At 65.2% G+C, this 17,772-nt stretch carries 12 protein-coding genes; 1 reads left to right on the top strand and 11 read right to left on the bottom strand.

What is annotated here, in order from left to right; all coding sequences use genetic code 11:
* Window positions 1–32 precede the first annotated feature (32 nt).
* The 7 genes from LY284_RS17295 to LY284_RS17265 all read right to left on the bottom strand — a co-directional run bounded on the left by LY284_RS17295 (window position 33) and on the right by LY284_RS17265 (window position 13,148).
* Entirely contained in the window at window positions 33–1,955 is a 1,923-nt protein-coding gene (locus LY284_RS17295) for an amylo-alpha-1,6-glucosidase (protein WP_233387419.1), read from the bottom strand.
* Window positions 1,956–2,575: 620 nt separating this feature from the next.
* Window positions 2,576–3,820 carry a DUF445 domain-containing protein gene (locus LY284_RS17290; protein ID WP_233387418.1) on the bottom strand — a complete coding sequence of 415 codons (1,245 nt, stop codon included), beginning with the start codon at window positions 3,818–3,820 and terminating at the stop codon, window positions 2,576–2,578.
* A gap of 59 nt (window positions 3,821–3,879) precedes the next feature.
* Window positions 3,880–4,299: an ACT domain-containing protein gene (locus LY284_RS17285; protein ID WP_233387417.1), complete on the bottom strand. Its 420-nt coding sequence runs from the start codon at window positions 4,297–4,299 to the stop codon at window positions 3,880–3,882.
* Window positions 4,289–10,102, bottom strand: a complete 5,814-nt coding sequence (gene uvrA, locus LY284_RS17280; RefSeq protein WP_233387416.1) for an excinuclease ABC subunit UvrA — start codon at window positions 10,100–10,102, stop codon at window positions 4,289–4,291. The genes LY284_RS17285 and uvrA overlap by 11 nt, the downstream gene beginning before the upstream one ends.
* A gap of 176 nt (window positions 10,103–10,278) precedes the next feature.
* Window positions 10,279–11,169: an alpha/beta fold hydrolase gene (locus LY284_RS17275; RefSeq protein WP_233387415.1), complete on the bottom strand. Its 891-nt coding sequence runs from the start codon at window positions 11,167–11,169 to the stop codon at window positions 10,279–10,281.
* Window positions 11,170–11,236: 67 nt separating this feature from the next.
* On the bottom strand, window positions 11,237–12,364 hold the full coding sequence (locus LY284_RS17270; protein ID WP_233387414.1) for a succinylglutamate desuccinylase/aspartoacylase family protein: 1,128 nt from the start codon (window positions 12,362–12,364) through the stop codon (window positions 11,237–11,239).
* A 13-nt stretch (window positions 12,365–12,377) separates the two neighbouring features.
* A complete protein-coding gene (locus LY284_RS17265) occupies window positions 12,378–13,148 on the bottom strand; it encodes a transporter substrate-binding domain-containing protein (RefSeq protein WP_233387413.1) in 771 nt (256 codons plus the stop codon).
* A gap of 112 nt (window positions 13,149–13,260) precedes the next feature.
* On the opposite strand from LY284_RS17265, the gene LY284_RS17260 reads away from it, so the two are divergent.
* Window positions 13,261–14,184, top strand: coding sequence for a LysR family transcriptional regulator (locus LY284_RS17260; RefSeq protein WP_233387412.1), 924 nt, complete (start codon window positions 13,261–13,263; stop codon window positions 14,182–14,184).
* Here the strand turns inward: LY284_RS17260 and LY284_RS17255 are convergent.
* The 4 genes from LY284_RS17255 to LY284_RS17240 form a co-directional block, all read right to left on the bottom strand.
* Window positions 14,169–14,672, bottom strand: coding sequence for a DUF6496 domain-containing protein (locus LY284_RS17255; protein ID WP_233387411.1), 504 nt, complete (start codon window positions 14,670–14,672; stop codon window positions 14,169–14,171). The genes LY284_RS17260 and LY284_RS17255 overlap by 16 nt on opposite strands.
* Window positions 14,673–14,745: 73 nt before the next feature.
* Window positions 14,746–16,584 carry a TadE/TadG family type IV pilus assembly protein gene (locus tag LY284_RS17250; RefSeq protein ID WP_233387410.1) on the bottom strand — a complete coding sequence of 613 codons (1,839 nt, stop codon included), beginning with the start codon at window positions 16,582–16,584 and terminating at the stop codon, window positions 14,746–14,748.
* Entirely contained in the window at window positions 16,560–17,285 is a 726-nt protein-coding gene (locus LY284_RS17245) for a TadE/TadG family type IV pilus assembly protein (protein WP_233387409.1), read from the bottom strand. The genes LY284_RS17250 and LY284_RS17245 overlap by 25 nt, the downstream gene beginning before the upstream one ends.
* On the bottom strand, window positions 17,282–17,770 hold the full coding sequence (locus LY284_RS17240) for a TadE/TadG family type IV pilus assembly protein (RefSeq protein WP_233388355.1): 489 nt from the start codon (window positions 17,768–17,770) through the stop codon (window positions 17,282–17,284). The genes LY284_RS17245 and LY284_RS17240 overlap by 4 nt, the downstream gene beginning before the upstream one ends.
* Window positions 17,771–17,772 lie beyond the last annotated feature (2 nt).

The following is a 17,772-nucleotide window of genomic DNA, read 5'->3' as shown; positions in this document are numbered from 1 at the left end:
CGCGTTTTGATGCCGTCACGCGCGCCGCGCGCTCAAGTCCCGCCGAGCAGCTTGTCGAGGCGCATGAGTTCGGCGAGCGACCATGCCTGAAAGGGCGTGCCGCCGGGCACGTGAGGCGCGTCGGCATCGGCGACTTCGCTGATGTGATCGAGCCCGTAATGATCCAGATGGTCATAGAGCGGCGTCAGGAAACGCTCGCGCGCGCCCGCCGCGCCATGCACGCGCACCCACGCCTCCACGAACGGGCCGATCAGCCACGGCCACACGGTGCCTTCGTGATACGCGCCGTCGCGTTCCAGCACGCCGCCCGCGTAGTGGGCCTTGTACGCCGGGTCGGACGGCGCGAGCGTGCGCAGGCCGAGCGGCGTCAGAAGCTGCGTCTGAACCTGTTCGACGACGGCGCGCGCGATCTCGCCATCGACTAGCGCGAACGGCAATCCGCCGACCGCGAAGATCTGATTCGGGCGAATGGCGTGATCGATCTTGCCGGGCGCGTGATCGGCGTCGACGACATCGAAGAGCGTGTGCGTATCCGGATCGACGAAGCGCGCCGCGAACGATGCGCGCGCCTGATCGCGCAACGCCTGCCAGCGCGGGTTCCACGCGCTCGCGATGGACAGCGCGTTGATCCACAGCGCCTGAATCTCGACCGGCTTGCCGATGCGCGGCGTGACGACCCAGTCACCCGCTTTCGCGTCCATCCATGTGAGTTGCACGCCGGGCACGCCGGCGCGCAGCAGGCCGTCGGCATCGGCGGCAATATTGAAGCGCGTACCGCGCGAGTAGCCGTCGAGGATCGCGTCGACGGCGCGTTGCAGGCGGCTCGTGGTCGCGGCGTGCGCGTGGCCCGTGGCCAGATAGTCGTGAACGGCGACGACGAACCACAACGAGGCGTCGACGGAGTTGTATTCCGGCAGGCCGCCGCTGTCGGGGAAACGGTTCGGCACCATGCCTTCGGAGATCGTGTCGGCCCATTCGAGCAGGATCGATTCCGCTTCCTGATGCCGGCCCGACGCGAGCAGCAGACCGCGCATCGAGATGAAGGTATCGCGGCCCCAGTCGGTGAACCACGGAAAGCCCGCGATGATCGTCTTGCCGACGTTGCGCCTGACGACGTAGGCATCGGCGCTGCGCGCGAGCCGCGAGCCGAACGCCGCACGGCGCTCCGTTTCGCGCGATGCGAGCAGCGCTGCGCGTGCCGTTGCGGTTTCGTCGAATGGTTTCTCGTGGCCCGTGTGGGCGTGCAGGATCAATACGGCTTCGCCGCGCGCAAGATCGAAGGTGAAGACGCCGGGCGTCGCGAGGTCCTCGGTGAAATCCAGCCCGCGTTCGCGTTCGCGCACGTAGCAGAAGTTGCGGTACCAGTCGGGGGCGTGCTGGTAAGCGCCGTTCGACGTCGCGCAGATCGTCGGCAGATCGCCGTAGGGTTGCCATTGCACGCGCTCGCCTTCGAGCGTGGCATCGAAGGAAAAGGCCGGATTTTCGTGGTGCAGCGCGTGGTAGTCGCGGCCCGACAGGAGCGGGCGGACTTCGAGTTTTATCGCGTTGTTTGTTGTTTGTGTGATGCGCCAGCGCAGGACCGTTTCGCTGGTTTCTTTCACGACGAATGTTTCGGCGATTATCGTTGTGTTTTCATCGATGCGGTATTGCCAGGTTGGCCATGGGTCTGTGTCGAAGGAGAGCAGGCTCGCTGAGGTGTCGGGATAGAGAACGTCGGGGGCGTAGCGTTGCATCGACAGCGGGATGCGCGTGCCGTTCATGTCTAGCCATGCTTCGATGCCGTTCACGAGCACGACCCGGCCAGCAGGCGGTTGGGTTGCCGTGAGCAGCAGCGCCTGGTAACGGCGAGTGCGCATCGTGCCGACCGTGCCGGAAGCAAAGCCGCCGTAGGCGTCGGGTTCTAGCCATTCGGCTTCCAGGTTTTCTTGTCCCGCGGGGTGGTTTATTCGAGTCATGGGCTTTGGGCTTCTTTCGTTGAAAGCTGCTTTCGCGTCGGTCTATTAGCACTGCCCCTGTGCGGGGCGGCAGTTACTTTCTTTGCTGCTGCAAAGAAAGTAACCAAAGAAAGCAGCTATCCCCATCCAAAGTACTTCATGCCGGCCGCGGCACAGGCGATTGGCTGAATGGAACCCAGAGTAGCGAGTGCCCTCGTAGGCGAACCGGGCTTGGATCGCGCACGATCCGACAAGCCAGTCCACCAACGTAACTGGATCAGCAATCATACATCCGGCACAGCGCTACGCGCTGCCGCGGGGTTTGCGAAGGAAACCTGCAGGAAAGAAGCGCGCGCAAACCCGCTCTTCCCGTCGGCCGCGAAGCGGGCCGGAACTTGAAATGGCTGTACCAGTTTGTTATGTGGCGCGATGTGACGGACCGTGCGCGATCCAAGCCCGATTGGGCCTATGGGGGCACTCTTTAGGCGAGGGCCATTCCCGGAGGAGAAAAATGGCCAAACTGCGTGTGACCGCGGGCGGTGACAAAGCTGCTTTCTTTGGTGACTTTCTTTGCAGCAGCAAAGAAAGTTACCCCCGCCCCGGGGAGGGGCAATGCTAATAGACCACTACGAATACAAGTTCTACGAAACAACCACCCCCACAGCGTGAATCAAAATCCCAACCGCCCCCCCAACCAACGTCCCATTCACCCGAATAAACTGCAAATCCCGCCCGATATTCAACTCAACATCCCTTACAAGCGTCGCGTCATCCCACTGCTTGACCGTAGCGGCAATATGCTTCGCAATCCCATCCCGCAACTCCGGCGCAAGCGCCTTCAACGCATCGCGCATATGCTCGTTGATCGAATCGCGCAACGCCGGATCGCTGCCGAGCGACGCTGCGAAACTCCCCGCCATCGCCGTCACCTTCGCGTGCAGCGCCGAATCCGCGCGTTTGATATCCGCATCGAGCCACGCGATGAACTCGTCCCACAACCCGTTCACATAAGCACGCAACTCCGGCCGGCCGAGCCATTCGCGCTTGTGCTCGTCGATGCGCGTCTTGAACGACGCATCCGTCTTCAGTCGCTCGACGAAGCGTTCCACCGCCGCGTCGAAAGCCTTGCGGCGTTCGTGCTCGGGATCGCTGCTCACGTCGTGCAGCCACTGATTCGCGCCGCGCACGAGACCCGCCGCGAACTTCGCGCCAAGCTCATCGGCGTTCAGTCCGACAAAACCCAGCATGCCGATGAGCTTCGGATACTCTTCACCCGCCACCGCCACGATGCGCCCCGCCAGCATCTCCTGCACTTCAGGCTTGTCGAGCCACGCGGCCATCTGCTTCAGGCCTTCGTCGAGCAGCAGCTGATGACGCCGGTCCGACGTCAACGCCGACAGCACGCTGCCCGCCGCGTTCGCGAGATCGAACGTGTCCGCGCGCCGGCGCAGCTTGTCGTAGAGCATGTTCTTGACGCGCTCGTCGTCGACGAAGGACAGCAACTGCCCGACCGCCGTCACCGCTTTCCGGCCGAGCAGATCGGCGTTTTTCGGCTCGGCAAGCCACATCGACAAACGGCTCGCGGGATCGAACGCGTTCACGCGCGCGACCAGCGCATCGGTGCCGAGAAAACGATCGCGCACGAAAACGGCCAGATTGTCCGCGACGCGCGCCTTGTTCGCGGGCAGGATCGCGGTGTGCGGAATCGGCACGCCGAGCGGATGACGAAACAGCGCGACGACGGCGAACCAGTCCGCGAGCGCGCCGACCATCGCCGCTTCCGCGAACGACGATACCCACGCCCACGCGCCCGCATCGTGCTGGCTTTTCGCGAGCGCGAACAACGCGCCGGCCGCGATCAGCAGCGCGAAGGCGAACCACTTCATTCTTTTGAGCGCTAAGGCTTTGTCCTGGGCTGTGTCCTGCGTGTCCATCTATCTTCGCTTCATGGTTTCGGAAAGAGCGAAAGCTTACCAGCAGAACGCTGCAAATCCTGCAACGCATCCATCGCGCGCGCGGCATCGTCCACCGGTACGAAAATATGATCGTGATACGCCGCCGCAATCACGTTGCAACTGATGTTCGCTTCGCCGAGCGCACGCGCGAACGCCGCCGTCAGGCCGACCGCGTTCAGGTCCGAATGCACGGTCAGCGCGATCCACGCCGCGCGAAAAAGCGGCGCGATGCCAGCCGCCTTCGCCGCCTCTTCTTCCATCACGACGGTCATGCCCTCGCGCTCGCGAAACGTCGCGACGATGCCCGCGCCACCCACAGCCGCATCGTGCGGCAGCGAAGCGAACACGTAGACGCCCGGCTGCAATTCGGGCTCCATCGAGGCGATGAGCGTAGCGAGATCACGCAGCATTTTCAGTCGCCCTCGTTCGTCCCAACACCGGCCGCAGCGCCGCGCCCGTATGGCTGCGCGGATGCGTGGCGAGCGTGTCGGGATCGGCCGCCGCGACGATCGTGCCGCCGTTCACGCCGCCCTCCGGCCCGAGATCGAGCACCCAGTCCGCTTCGGCGATCACATCGAGATCATGTTCGATGACAATCACGCTATGCCCGCCATCGACCAGCCGATGCAGCACGCGGATCAGCTTCGCGACGTCGGCCATGTGCAGGCCGACCGTCGGCTCGTCGAGCACGTAAAGCGTGTGCGGCGGCTTCTGGCCGCGCCGCGTGATGTCGTCGCGCACCTTCGACAACTCGGTGACGAGCTTGATGCGCTGCGCCTCGCCGCCCGAGAGCGTCGGCGACGGCTGGCCGAGCGTCAGATAGCCGAGGCCGACATCGCGCAGCAATTGCAACGGATGCGCGATGCTCTGCATCGACGAGAAAAACTCGACGGCTTCGTCGATCTCCATCGTCAGCACTTCGCCGATGTTCTTGCCGCGCCATGTCACCGCGAGCGTCTCGGGATTGAACCGCTGGCCGTGGCAGACGTCGCACGGCACCTTCACGTCGGGCAAAAAGCTCATCGCGATGGTGCGCACGCCCTGGCCTTCGCACGCCGGGCAGCGCCCGTCGCCCGTGTTGAACGAGAAACGCGACGGCGTGTAGCCGCGCGCACGCGCTTCGAGCGTATCGGCGAAAAGCTTGCGGATCGTGTCCCACATGCCGATGTAGGTCGCCGGGCACGAACGCGGCGTCTTGCCGATCGGCGTCTGATCGACTTCGAGCACGCGGTCGATCGCCTCGTAGCCGGTCACGCCGCTGCACCCCTGCCACGCATGCGTCACGTCGAACTTCGGACGCGGCGCTTCGCGCGCGAGCACGCTGGCGCGCGATTTCGTCGCCGGGGCATCGGCTTGCGCTGCCTTGCGCGCGCGCCGCACCGCGGGCGACGAGAGCACCGAGCGGCCGACCGCATCGAGCAGGTTCGTCATCAGCACGTCGCGGGCAAGCGTCGATTTGCCCGAGCCCGACACGCCCGTGATCGCGACGAGCCGGTTCAACGGCATGCTGGCCGTCACGTTGCGCAGGTTATGCAGCGTCGCGCCTTCGACCGTGAGCCATTGCTCCGGCACGGCGGCGCGTTTGGCCGTCGCCGTGCGCACTTCGCGACGCGGCTGCAGCGGATGCACGATCGGATTCGCGAGGAACTGCCCGGTGAGCGACGCTTTGTGCGCCGCGAGATCCGTCACGTTGCCTTGCGCGACCACCGTGCCGCCGCGCTTGCCCGCGCCCGGCCCGATATCGATGATGTGGTCCGCGCGGCGAATCGTGTCCTCGTCATGCTCGACGACGACAAGCGTATTGCCCTTGTCGTTCAGCTTCTTGAGCGCGGAAAGCAGGATCAGGTTGTCGCGCGGATGCAGACCGATGGTCGGTTCGTCGAGCACGTAGCACACGCCTTGCAGATTGCTGCCGAGTTGCGCCGCAAGACGGATGCGCTGCGCTTCGCCACCCGAGAGCGTCGGCGCGGCGCGATCCAGGCTCAGATAGCCGAGCCCGACTTCTTCGAGAAACTGCAGGCGCCCTTCGATTTCGCTGACGACATCGCGCGCGATATCCGCATCGCGGCCTTTCAGCTTCAGCGATGCAATCCACTCGCGCGTATCGCTCACGGTCCAGCGGCCCACTTCGGTAATCGGATAATCGCCGAACGTCACCGCACGCGCGACGTCGTTCAGACGCGTGCCTTCGCAGTCCGGGCACGGCTGATCGACGATATCGTCCGGCTCCTGATCCACCGAGCCAATGCTCTGCTCGCGCCCGCGATCGTCCTGCGCGAAGAGCGTGTCGTCGAACGCGGCGCGCTGCTCCCGCGTCAGCTTCACGCCCGTGCCGACACAGGTATTGCACCAGCCGTGCTTGCTGTTGTACGAGAACATGCGCGGATCGAGCTCGGGATAACTCGTGCCGCAGACCGGGCACGCGCGTTTCGTCGAAAACACGCGCGTCTCTTCCTTGCCGCGGCGCACGCCGTCGTGCCACGCGCCGTACAGCTCATCGAGCGGCGCGCACAGATGCATCACGCCCTTGCCGATTTCAAGCGTTTCGTCGAGCAGGCGGCGCAGTTCGGCTTCGTTATCCGCCGAGACGACGAGATCCGCGACCGGCAATTCGATCGTATGCTCGCGGAAGCGGTCGAGCTTCGGCCACGGGCTCACGGGCAGAAATTCGCCATCGACGCGCAGATGCGTATTGCCGCGCGCCTTCGCCCATTTCGCGAGATCGGTATACACGCCCTTGCGATTGACGACGAGCGGTGCAAGCAAGCCGACGTGCTGCCCCTTGAAATCGCGCATGATCTGCGCCGCGATCGATTCCGAGCTTTGCGCCTGAACCGGCGTGCCGTCGTGGATGCAATGCTGAATGCCGAGCTTCACGTACAAGAGACGCAGGAAGTGCCAGACTTCCGATGTGGTCGCGACCGTCGACTTGCGTCCGCCGCGCGACAAACGCTGTTCGATCGCGACGGTCGGCGGAATGCCGTAGACCGCATCGACTTCCGGACGGCCCGCCGGCTGCACGATGGAGCGCGCATACGCGTTCAGCGATTCGAGGTACCGGCGCTGGCCTTCGTGGAACAGAATGTCGAACGCGAGCGTCGACTTGCCCGAACCCGACACGCCCGTCACGACATTGAACTTGTTGTGCGGAATATCGACATCGAGCGACTTCAGATTGTGCTCGCGCGCATTGACGATGCGCACCACGTCTTCGCCCTGCAATGCGCGCCGCGCGCTCGCCACTTCCGCCGCGAGTTGCAGCGGCACGCCCGCGCGCTTTTCCGCCGCGCCCGGCTGCATCGCTTCTTCGTAGTCGATCAGCGCGCGGCCCGTGTGCGACGCTTCGCACGCGGCCACATCGTCCGGCGTGCCGACGCAGACCACTTGCCCGCCGCCATCGCCGCCTTCGGGGCCGAGATCGATGATCCAGTCCGCCGCGCGAATCACGTCGAGATTGTGTTCGATGACGATCAGCGAATGCCCGCGCTCAAGCAGGCGGCGCAATGCCTGCATCAGCTTGGCGATGTCGTCGAAGTGCAGACCGGTCGTCGGTTCGTCGAACATGAAGAGGCGGCTATCGCTCTTCTTCGCTTGCGAGGTTTCCGCGAGATAGCCCGCGAGCTTCAGGCGCTGCGCTTCGCCGCCCGAGAGCGTCGGCACCGGCTGGCCGAGCTTCACGTATTCGAGACCCACATCGACGATCGGCTGCAGCACGCGCAATACTTCGGCATCCGAAGCAAATGCATCCACTGCTTCGCTGACGGTCAGTTCGAGCACATCGGCGACGCTCAGCCCACGCCCGCCGCGCTCGATTTTCACTTCGAGAACTTCGGCGCGGTAACGGCGTCCGTCGCAATCCGGGCAGCGCAGATACACGTCGCTCAAGAATTGCATCTCGACGTGCTCGAAGCCCGAGCCGCCGCACGTCGGGCAGCGGCCATCGCCCGAGTTGAAGCTGAACATGCTCGCGCTATAACCGCGCTGCAACGCGAGCGGCGCTTTCGCGTAGAGCTTGCGGATTTCATCGAACGCGCCGACATAGCTCGCCGGATTCGAGCGCGCCGTGCGACCGATCGGCGACTGATCGACGAACACCACATCGCTCAACTGCTCCGCGCCTTTGAGCGACCGAAATGCGCCGGGCGCTTCCGTGGCCTTGCCGAAGTGGCGCATCAGCGCGGGCGCGAGCACGTCCTGAATCAACGTCGATTTGCCCGAGCCGGACACGCCCGTCACGCAGACGAGGCGTTGCAGCGGAATATCGACGGTCACGTCCTGCAGATTGTGATCGCTCGCGCCTTCGAGAACGAGGCGCGGCGTGTTCGCATCGACGATGCGGCGGTTCCAGTTCGACGCATGCGCAACATGCTTGCGGCCGCCGAGATACGCGCCGGTCAGCGTGTCGGTGGCCTGGATATCGTCGGGCGCGCCGTCGTAGACGATTTGCCCGCCGCGTTCGCCCGGCCCCGGTCCCATGTCGATGAGACGGTCCGCCGCGAGCATCACCGACGGATCGTGCTCCACGACGACGAGCGTATTGCCCGCGTCGCGCAGCCGGTGCATCGCCTCGACGATGCGGTTCAGGTCGCGCGGATGCAGGCCGATGCTCGGTTCATCGAGCACGAAAAGCGTGTTCACGAGCGAGGTGCCGAGCGCCGTCGTCAGATTGATGCGCTGCACTTCGCCGCCCGACAGCGTGCGCGATTGCCGGTCGAGAGTCAGATAGCCGAGGCCGACGTCGCAGAGATATTTCAGGCGCGTGCGCACTTCCGCGTGCAGCAGCTTGAGCGCTTCGTCGAGCAAGGTGGACGGCAGCGTCAGCGAATCGAAGAAGCGGCGGATGCGCTCGATGGGCATCAGCATCAGATCGTGCACGGTCAGGCCCGGCAGCGCTTCGAGCTGTTCGCGGCTCCAGTCCACGCCTTGCGGCATGAAACGATCCGCCGGCGACAACACCGCGTCGGCCTGTTCCTTCGTGCCGAGACGCCACAGCAGCGATTCGGTCTTGAGGCGCGCGCCGTCGCACACGGGGCACGTCGTGTAGCTGCGATATTTCGACAGCAGCACGCGAATATGCATCTTGTACGCCTTCGACTCCAGATAGTCGAAGAAGCGCTGCACGCCGTACCACTGGTTCTGCCACTTGCCGGTCCAGTCGGGTGAGCCCTTGATGACCCAGTCGCGCTCCTGTTGCGTCAGATCGCGCCACGGCACGCCGAGACGAATGCCCGCCTTTGCGCCGTACTTCACGAGGTCGTCCTGATTTTCCTTCCACGCGGGCGTCTGCAGCGTCTTGACCGCGCCTTCGCGCAGCGTCTTGCTTTCGTCGGGAATGACGAGGCCATAATCGACGCCGATCACGCGCCCGAAGCCGCGGCACGTTTCGCACGCGCCGTAGGCGGAATTGAAGGAAAAGAGCGCGGGCTGTGGGTCGGCGTAACGCAAGTCGCTTTCCGGGCTATGCAGTCCGGTCGAGAAGCGCCAGATTTCCGGCTCGGCTTCTTCCTTCAGCACATAGACATTCACGCGGCCGGTGCCGCGCAGCAGCGCGCCTTCGATCGCTTCCAGCGCGCGCGAGCGCTCGGTGTTCTGCAGGCGGAAACGGTCCGCGACGACATCGAGCATCTGCCGCTTGCCGCTTTCGGTTTCGACGTGGCGCTTCGCCTGCACGCGCGTATAACCGCTCGCGGACAGCCATTGCGCGACTTCCTCGTCGCTCGCCGTGTCGGGCAATTCGACCGGAAACGTGATCGCGAGACGCGGATCGTCCGCGCGCGTGCGTTCGAGCAGTTCGGCGTAGATCGTCTCGGGCGTGTCGTGCCGCACGCGATGCGAAGTCTTCCTGTCGAAAAGCTCGGCGGCGCGCGCGTAGAACAGTTTCAGGTGATCGTTCAGCTCGGTCATCGTGCCGACGGTCGAGCGCGAACTGCGCACGGGATTCGTCTGATCGATGGCGATGGCGGGCGGCACGCCGTCCACGCGATCGACCTGCGGCCGGTCCATCCGGTCGAGAAACTGGCGCGCGTAGGCGCTGAAAGTCTCGACATAGCGACGCTGGCCTTCCGCGTAGAGCGTGTCGAACACGAGGCTCGACTTGCCGGAACCGGACGGGCCGGTCACGACCGTCATCTGGCCGGTGTGCAGGTCGATGTCGAGATTCTTGAGATTATGTTGACGGGCGCCGCGAATGCGGATTGCGTTGTTCGATGCCAATTTTTCAACCGGTTCAATGAGTTTGACGGTCTTCCTCGACCGATGGCGGCGCCGCGCGGGTGTTTGGAAGCGCGGCGGACGCAGCGAACAGTACTGTACACGCATACAGTATTTGTCGCAAAACGTGTCACGAGGCTCCGAACCACCGGCGCAAGACGCTCGCCTGATCCGCCTTTCTATTTCAGATGCGCGATGACCGCGTCCGCGACGGCGTCCGGCGCTTCGCGCAGCGGGAAATGCCCCGCGCCGTCGATCACGACGCGCCAGTAGCCCGCCGTGAAATAGCCGTCCTGCCCTTCCGAGCTTGCGGGCTCGTCGCAGAAATCCGCGCCGCCCTGAATCATCAGCGCGGGCACGCCGATGCGCTCGATCGTCCCGAGCCGCGCGTATAAAGTCGCGAGCGCCGGATCGGACGGCTGATCGCCGCGCCAGCGCCGCCGATACGCGTTGAGCGTGATCGGCACCCAGTCGGGATTCTCGAAGGCGCGCGCCGTCGCCGCGAATTCGGCTTCGTCGAACCAGCCGGGCGGCGACCACGTATCCCACTGAATGCGCGCGAAGCCTTTCGGATCGGCGGCGACCGCGTCCGGGCCGCCATCGAGCGACATGAACCATTGGTACCAGAAGCGCCGCGCCTGCGAGAAATCCGGCAGCCTGAATTCGCCGCGGGGCTGAAACGCCAGGGCCAGGGCGGCCATGCGGCGCACGCGTTCGGGAAACAGCGCCGCGATCGTGTACGCGGCGCGCGCGCCCCAGTCGTGGCCGACCACATCGAATGTGGCGATGCCGAGCGCATCCGCAAGCGCGACGGCGTCGTTCGCGAGCGCGACGCCCGAACCGTCGCGAACGGCGTCATCGCGCAGAAAACGCGTGCCGCCCGCGCCGCGCAGTTCGGGCACGATGGTGCGATAGCCGGCGTCGTTGAGCCGCGCCGCCACCGCATTCCACGCGCGGGCCGCATCGGGCCAGCCGTGCAGCAGCATCACGATGGGGCCGCCGGCGGGACCGGAATCGGCGTAGGCGATATCGAGCGTCGGAGTGCGCGCGTGGCGTTCGAAGTCCAGCATGGCGAGACTCCTCGAAGGGGATCGGTCATTCTAGCGAGCACGGAAAACGCCCGCTCGACCGACGCCCTCACGCCCCGATCAACACGCCCGTCCTGATCGGCGTCTCGCCCGTCACGCGTCCCATCGGTGCGCCGGCATGCACGAAGCGAATCGCACGGCGCATGTACAGCACGCCGTCGTTGCTCGTGGTGACGGTCGTGACCGCATCGCTGAGCGGATCGACGATATCGAAAACCGGATCGCCTGCCTTCAGCCGCGCGCCCGTTTTCGCGCGATACACGACGATCCCGCTCACCGGCGCCGTCAACTGCTGGCTGCCCGCGAGCGGCGTCGCGGGTTGCGCGAGCGGTGGCGCATCTTTCGAGTCGCCTTCGATCACCCCGCGCGCGATCAGATAGTCGACGATGGCATTCGCGTCCTGCGACGCCGTGTCGTAATCGACGTCGCGCTGCCCGCGATGCTCGATCGTGGCCGCGATATTCGGCGCGCCGAGCGGCGCCCGATCGCCGAGAAGCGCGCGCACTTCGTTCCATAGCAGCGCGTGAACTTCATCGAACGACTGGCCGCCGGAATCCGTCGCGAGCAGCACACCGTTCGCGCCGAGATGACGCGCGAGCGGCTCGATCGCGGGCCAGCTCGCGGGGCTCGTGTAAATGTGCATCGTCGCTTCGAGCGAGCAATGCAGATCGAGCACGATATCCGCGCGCGAAGCCAACGTGAGCAGCGCGAGCCGCAACGATTCGAACTCGTTCTTCGCGCGCATTTCGCCGAGCATCTCGACGAGCGCGCCACGCAGAATACGCGCGTTATGCGCGCCGTCGCCGGATGACAAGCGCGCGCCCACGCGTTCGATCAGCGCGGCGGCGCCCGGCATCGGAAAGCCGCGATTGAAGTTGTGGCCGCTGTTCGCCTCGAAGCGCCCGAGAAATTGCCCGAGCACGTGTTGCGAAAGGCCGATCGGATTCGCCACCGGCACGAGCGCGATTTCGCCGCGCACGCGTCCTCGTGCTTCGAGTTCGACGAGCCGCCGTTTCAGCGTCCACGCGGTGAGCATCGCGGGCGTCTCGTCGGCGTGCAGCGAGGCCTGGATGTAGACCGTTTCGCTCGAATCGCCAGCGTCGCCGAAATGAAAGCTGACGAGTTCGCGCGAGGTCCCGAGCGTCGTCGAAACGAGTGTCTTGCGTTCAGTTCGCATGGTCAGTCGCCGCTCAGTCGCCGTACACGTCGAAGTCGAAATACTTGCGCGCGATCTTCTGGTACGTGCCGTCGGCGCGCATGTCGGTCACGGCTTTGTCGACCTTGGCCTTGAGCGCCGTGTCGTCCTGGCGCAAGCCCATGCCGACGCCGTGATCGCCCATCGAAAGCGGCTCGCCGACGAACGCGAAACCCGCGCCGCGCGGCGTCTTCAGAAAGCCGTGCTCCGCTTCCACCGAGCCGAGCAGCGCCGCATCGATGCGCCCCGCGCTCAGGTCGTTCAGCACGCCGTCCATGCTCTGGTACGCGACGATTTCGACGCCGCCCGGCTGCCAGTTCTTCATCGCATAGGTTTCAAACTGGCTGCCGCTCTGCACGCCGATGCGCTTTCCGCGCAAGCCCTGCGCCGTCGCGGTGAGCGGCGCGCCCTGCTTCGCGAGCAGACGCGAGCGGAACTGAAAGAGCTTGCTGGAAAACGCGATCTGCTTCATGCGCTTGTCGGTGATCGCCATCGACGACATGATCCCGTCGATCTTGCGGGCCTGAAGCGCGGGAATCATCCCCGAAAACTCCAGCTCGACCCACTGACAGCGCATCGCGATGCGGCGGCAGATTTCATCGCCGAGATCGACGTCGAAGCCCGCGACATGGCCGTCGGGCGTTTTCACGTCCATCGGCGGATAACCGGGGTCGATGCCAAGGCGCAGCGTATCGGCGTCTTTCGCGTGAACGGACGCGGCGGCGATCAGCGCGGCGGCGATGAAGAGAGCTTTGGGTTTGAACATGAACACGGTGTCTCCGAAATTTGACACCGATGGTACGAGCGCGAAACGCTCGCAAAAAGAGCCGTTTTGCTTATCATGATCATTTTTCGAGATCATTCGACCGAACGCCGACGTGGACCTGACTCTGACGCAGTTGCGCATGTTCGTCGCCGTCGCCGATGCGGGCAGCGTGCGCGCCGCCGCACGCCGTCTCGATGTCGCGCAGAGCGGCGTCACGCAGCAGTTGCACAAGCTCGAAGCGCAGGCGGGCGGGCCGCTCTTCGAACGCGACGTGCGCGGCGCGCGCCTCACGCCCATCGGCGAGCGGCTGCGCGTGCGCGCCGAGCTGATTCTCGGTGAATGCAGGAAGACCGAAGAGGAGATGCGCCAGTTGCGCGGCGAGCTGACGGGCCGCGTGTCGCTCGGGCTCGCCGCCGAAGCGACCCTGCGGCTTTTTCCCGCGCTGCTCGCGAGCTATCGGGAACGCTGCCCGCGCATCGACGTGCACCTGACAAGCGCGACGTCGCGCATGCTGACGTCATGGGTGCGCAACGGCAGTCTCGACTTCGCGCTCGCGCTGATCGCCCCCGACGCCGATATCCACGACATGGACACGGTGCCGCTTTTCGATTCGGAAGTTGCGGTGATCGCGCGGCGCGGTCATCCGCTGGCGCGCTCGCGCACGCTGGCAGCGCTGAGAGAAGCCGAATGGGTCAGCACGCGGCAGCGCGGCGGCGGCGCGGCGGGCAACAAGCTGTCGGCTCTCTTCGACCATGCGAAACTCGCGCCGCCACGCGTCGCCGCGACGACCGAAGCGGTCTTTGACACGCTCCATTGCATCGCGTCGAGCGACTATCTCGGCCTCGAGCCCGCGAGCCTCGCGGGGCATCCGTTCTTTCGCGAGCACGTCGAGATCGTACCGGTCGCCGAACGCGCCGCCACAACGCCGGTGTGCCTGCTGCGCCGCGCGGGCGTACCGCTCACGCCCGCGGCGCAGGAACTCGCGACGATGGCCGTCTCGTTCTCCCGGATACTTCCCGCTCAGCGCGACGCGTGACGCGTACGTGAGCCCTTCGACCCGGCAGCCGCGTTCGCGCGGCGCGTCGCCCAGCCTTTCTTCGCCGCGGCCGAGCGATCGGCCGCCGAACGCCGGCTCGCCGCCGCATGCGACTGCCGCGACAGCGACTTGTGCGAAGCCGCCTTCGTGCTTTCGCGCTTGAGCACGCGCGTGGACGTTGCCGAGCGTTTGGCCTTCGACTCGGTGCTCGGACTCTTCTTCGTGCGATGCGCGGCCTTCGTATCCTGCGCGGCCTTCTTGCGCGTCGCCTCGGACGCCGCGCCCTTCTTAGGCGGCTTCATCTTCACGCCCGAGCGCCGCGCCTCGGACAGCCCGATCGCGATGGCCTGCTTCGCCGACTTCGCGCCGTGCTTGCCCTCACGGATGTGATCGATCTGCTCCTTCACGAATGCGCCGGCTTGCGTGCTTGCGGACTTGCCTTCGCGCTTGGCCCTGGACGCGCGTTCGAGGGTTTTCTTTTCGGGCATGTCAGACCTCCGTATGAAGTGAACTTGCCCTGAAGAGGCGAGCAACGTGCGTGCCCGCCTCGGCCGCAAACCCTTACTGCGTCAGGCGCAGCACACCGAGGTTGCCCGCGATCTGCTGGAAGATCTGATTGAGCGTCGCGTTGCTCGGCGCGTGATAGTAGTTGCCCGGGCTCGCGCAGCTCTGCATCGTCGCCTGCGCTTTGCCCGGATCGTCGCCGTAGTCGCCGAACGTGATCGAATAAATGACGATGCCGTCCTGCTTCATGGCCGAGCACACCGCGAGTTGGAAGGCGTTGAGATCGACGACCTCGCCCATCGAGCCTGGCCGGTCCGGCGACGTGAGCAGGGAGCCATCGTCCGCGCGCCGCACGTTATAGGCGAGCAGGTCGGCGTTGCCCACGCCCGAGAGTCCGTTGAACGCCTGGGGCGGCATGATGCCCGTCGCGCCGCCCGGATCGTTCTGCCCGTCCGACAGCACGATGACCACGCGCTGCAAGCCCTGCGTCGTCTCGGGGCGCGGCAGGCTCGTATCGGTCGAGATGAAACCGTTGCCCGTGCCCGCCACATTGTCCGACCAGGCCGATTCGAGCATGCGCCAGCCCCACAGCAGGCCTGTCGGAATGAGCGTCGAGCCGGCCGCCTGCATGTTCGAGATGGCGTTCGTGAGCGCGGTCTTGTCCTTGCTCAGGAACAGCGCCGGCGCGATGTTGCACGGTCCGTTGGTGCCGAAGTTGGTGTTGCCGTTCTGGTCGTAGGTGGTCGTCGAAGTCGAGCTGGTGTTGACATACCACTGGTCGTAGATCGCCGGCGGCGTCTTGCCCGAAAACGTCGTTTTGCACGACGTGGTCACGCTACCGCTTCGGAGATACGTCAGCGGCGCGCCAACCGTCAGCGTCGGGCTATTGGAAATCTTGCAGGTGGTCGTGCCGCTCTTGGAGGTGGTGGTCGTGTATGAATAGACCGAGAAGCCATTCTTCGGCACGTTGTAATAAAACGGCGTGAAGCCCGGCGAAGAGGCCGGCTGGTACGAGTCCGCATGCAGGTACTTCTGCGCGTCGCGCGGCTCGACCGCGCAGCCGCCCCAGCCCGAGCCGCGCCAGTTCGGGCTCGTCGCCATGGACATGTGCTGGTCGTTGTACGAAAACGTCTGCGACAGCCACTTGCCGGAGGGCAGCAGCGCCTTTTTCACGTTGACCATCGTCGTGAACGGCACGAGACCGACATACGAGTCGTTGCCCGTCACCGAGAAAAGACTGGTCACGAGGTTCTGCGCCGCGAGACGCAGACCGGTGATCTTCGTGCCCTGCGTATGGTCCTTGCTGTTGGCGTAGTCAGACATCGAGCCCGTGTTATCGAGCACCATCACGAGTTCGAGCGTGCTTTTGGGCAGGCGCAGCGCCGCGTTGCTCGCGCTCACGTTCGCCGTCTCCGGGTTCGCTGGATTCTGCCCGCCGCTGCTGCCGCCCGAGCCGTCCTGCGACGTCCTGTTGCTGAAGATGACCGGCGCGATCAGCGGCATCGTGCCCGTCGCCGAGAGCTTGATGGTCTGACCCGTCGCGGGCGCGCCCGACACCTGCGACGTGAAGTCCGAAGCGCGCAGATTCAGCGCCATGTAGCCCGTGGGCATGTTGACGTCGTAATAGGCGCGCGCATCCTTCTGCCACTGCGCGAGGTCGGCGGGCTTGGTGGTGTCGTAGTGCGCGAGATCCGCGCCCGCCGAGAGCGTCGCAACGTCGAGCGCCATCTGCATGCGCGCCTGCGTCATCTCGTAGTGGATCGCGTCGATCGCCATGCACATCGTGCCGATCATGAGGCTCGCGCAGACCGCGAACACCATCGTGACGGCGCCTTCGTCGCCGCGCAGCAGTGCGCGCGTGCCGCGCGCGCTCAATTGATCGGGGCGGTTTCGCATAGCGCGCCTGTTTTCGTGTTGTTGAGTGCGAGCACCTGTCCGTTGCGCGGCCGCACGTAAACGCGCTCGCGGATGGTCGTCGCGACGGGCGCCGTTTTCCAGAACGGCGCGGTGAGCGAGAACGGCGTGTAGTTGTAGAACACCTCGACCGCCACGGCCGAGTCGCCGTTCCAGAACGGCCAGTTCGATGGCGTCGGGCTCGTCTTCGTGACGGTCGACGTCAGTCCGCTGGCCTGCCACGTCGGCTTCGCCTGCCACAGCAGCGTCGGGGTGCCCGGCGCCTGCGTCGGATTGAACACCGACTTGCAGGTGCAATTGACGGTGCTGTCGCAGATCGACGAAATGACGACGCCGCCTTTCGTATCGAGCTGATTCGGCGATGCGAGCATCACCGCCGCCGCATAGATCGACGCGAGGCTGTTCGCATTGGTCTTGTCGGTGCTGTCGTCGATCACGTTGCTCATCTGGCCGATCGAATCCGCGAGCGTGAACGCCGTGTGCTCGACGAGGCTCACCGCGCGCATGTACAGATACAGTTCGGTGAAGCCGAGCAGCACGAGCAGCATGAGCGGCACGACGATCACGAATTCGATCGTCACCGCGCCGCGATCCGAGCGCGCGAGCCGCCGCGCCGCATGCCGCGCGCGGCGCGTGACCGCCGTCATGAATGCCGATCCCAGAGTGCCGTTCGCGGACGTCATTTTTCGTTCTGCACGAGATAGTTGCGCTGGAAGGTCAGCGTCTCGAAGCCGAACAGCTTCGGGATGCCGGAGAAAGTCGGGATCGTCACCGTGATGTTGTACGTGACCACGTCGCCGAAGCCGCCCATCGATTCCTGATAGTTGCTGCTGCCGAGGTCGTTGTAGGTGCTGTAAGCGCGCGTGGTGATGTCCACGGTGCCGCCCATCCTCGTCCAGCCGCCGAGGATGTCGTTGATGATCTGCCGCGCCTGCGCATCGCGCGTGACGTTCGACGGCACCACGGTCGTCAGACCGGCGCGCGAGGCCTGCTGCGCGGCGAATTGCACGGAGGCGTCGACGATCATGTCGAGCGCGACTTCCACCGTGCCGAGGATCAGGATGAAGACCAGCGGCCCCACGAGCGCGAACTCGATCGCCGATAGGCCGCGTTCGTCGCGCGCGAAACGCCGGAAGAAGCCGCCCGCGGTCGGCGAGAGCGCGCGCATCG

Origin of the sequence: Caballeronia sp. PC1 (assembly GCF_021353155.1) — a bacterium.
Lineage (GTDB): Bacteria > Pseudomonadota > Gammaproteobacteria > Burkholderiales > Burkholderiaceae > Caballeronia > Caballeronia cordobensis.
The sequence above is the reverse complement of the archived record's forward strand: the minus strand, read 5'-3'. Positions and strand labels throughout refer to the sequence as shown.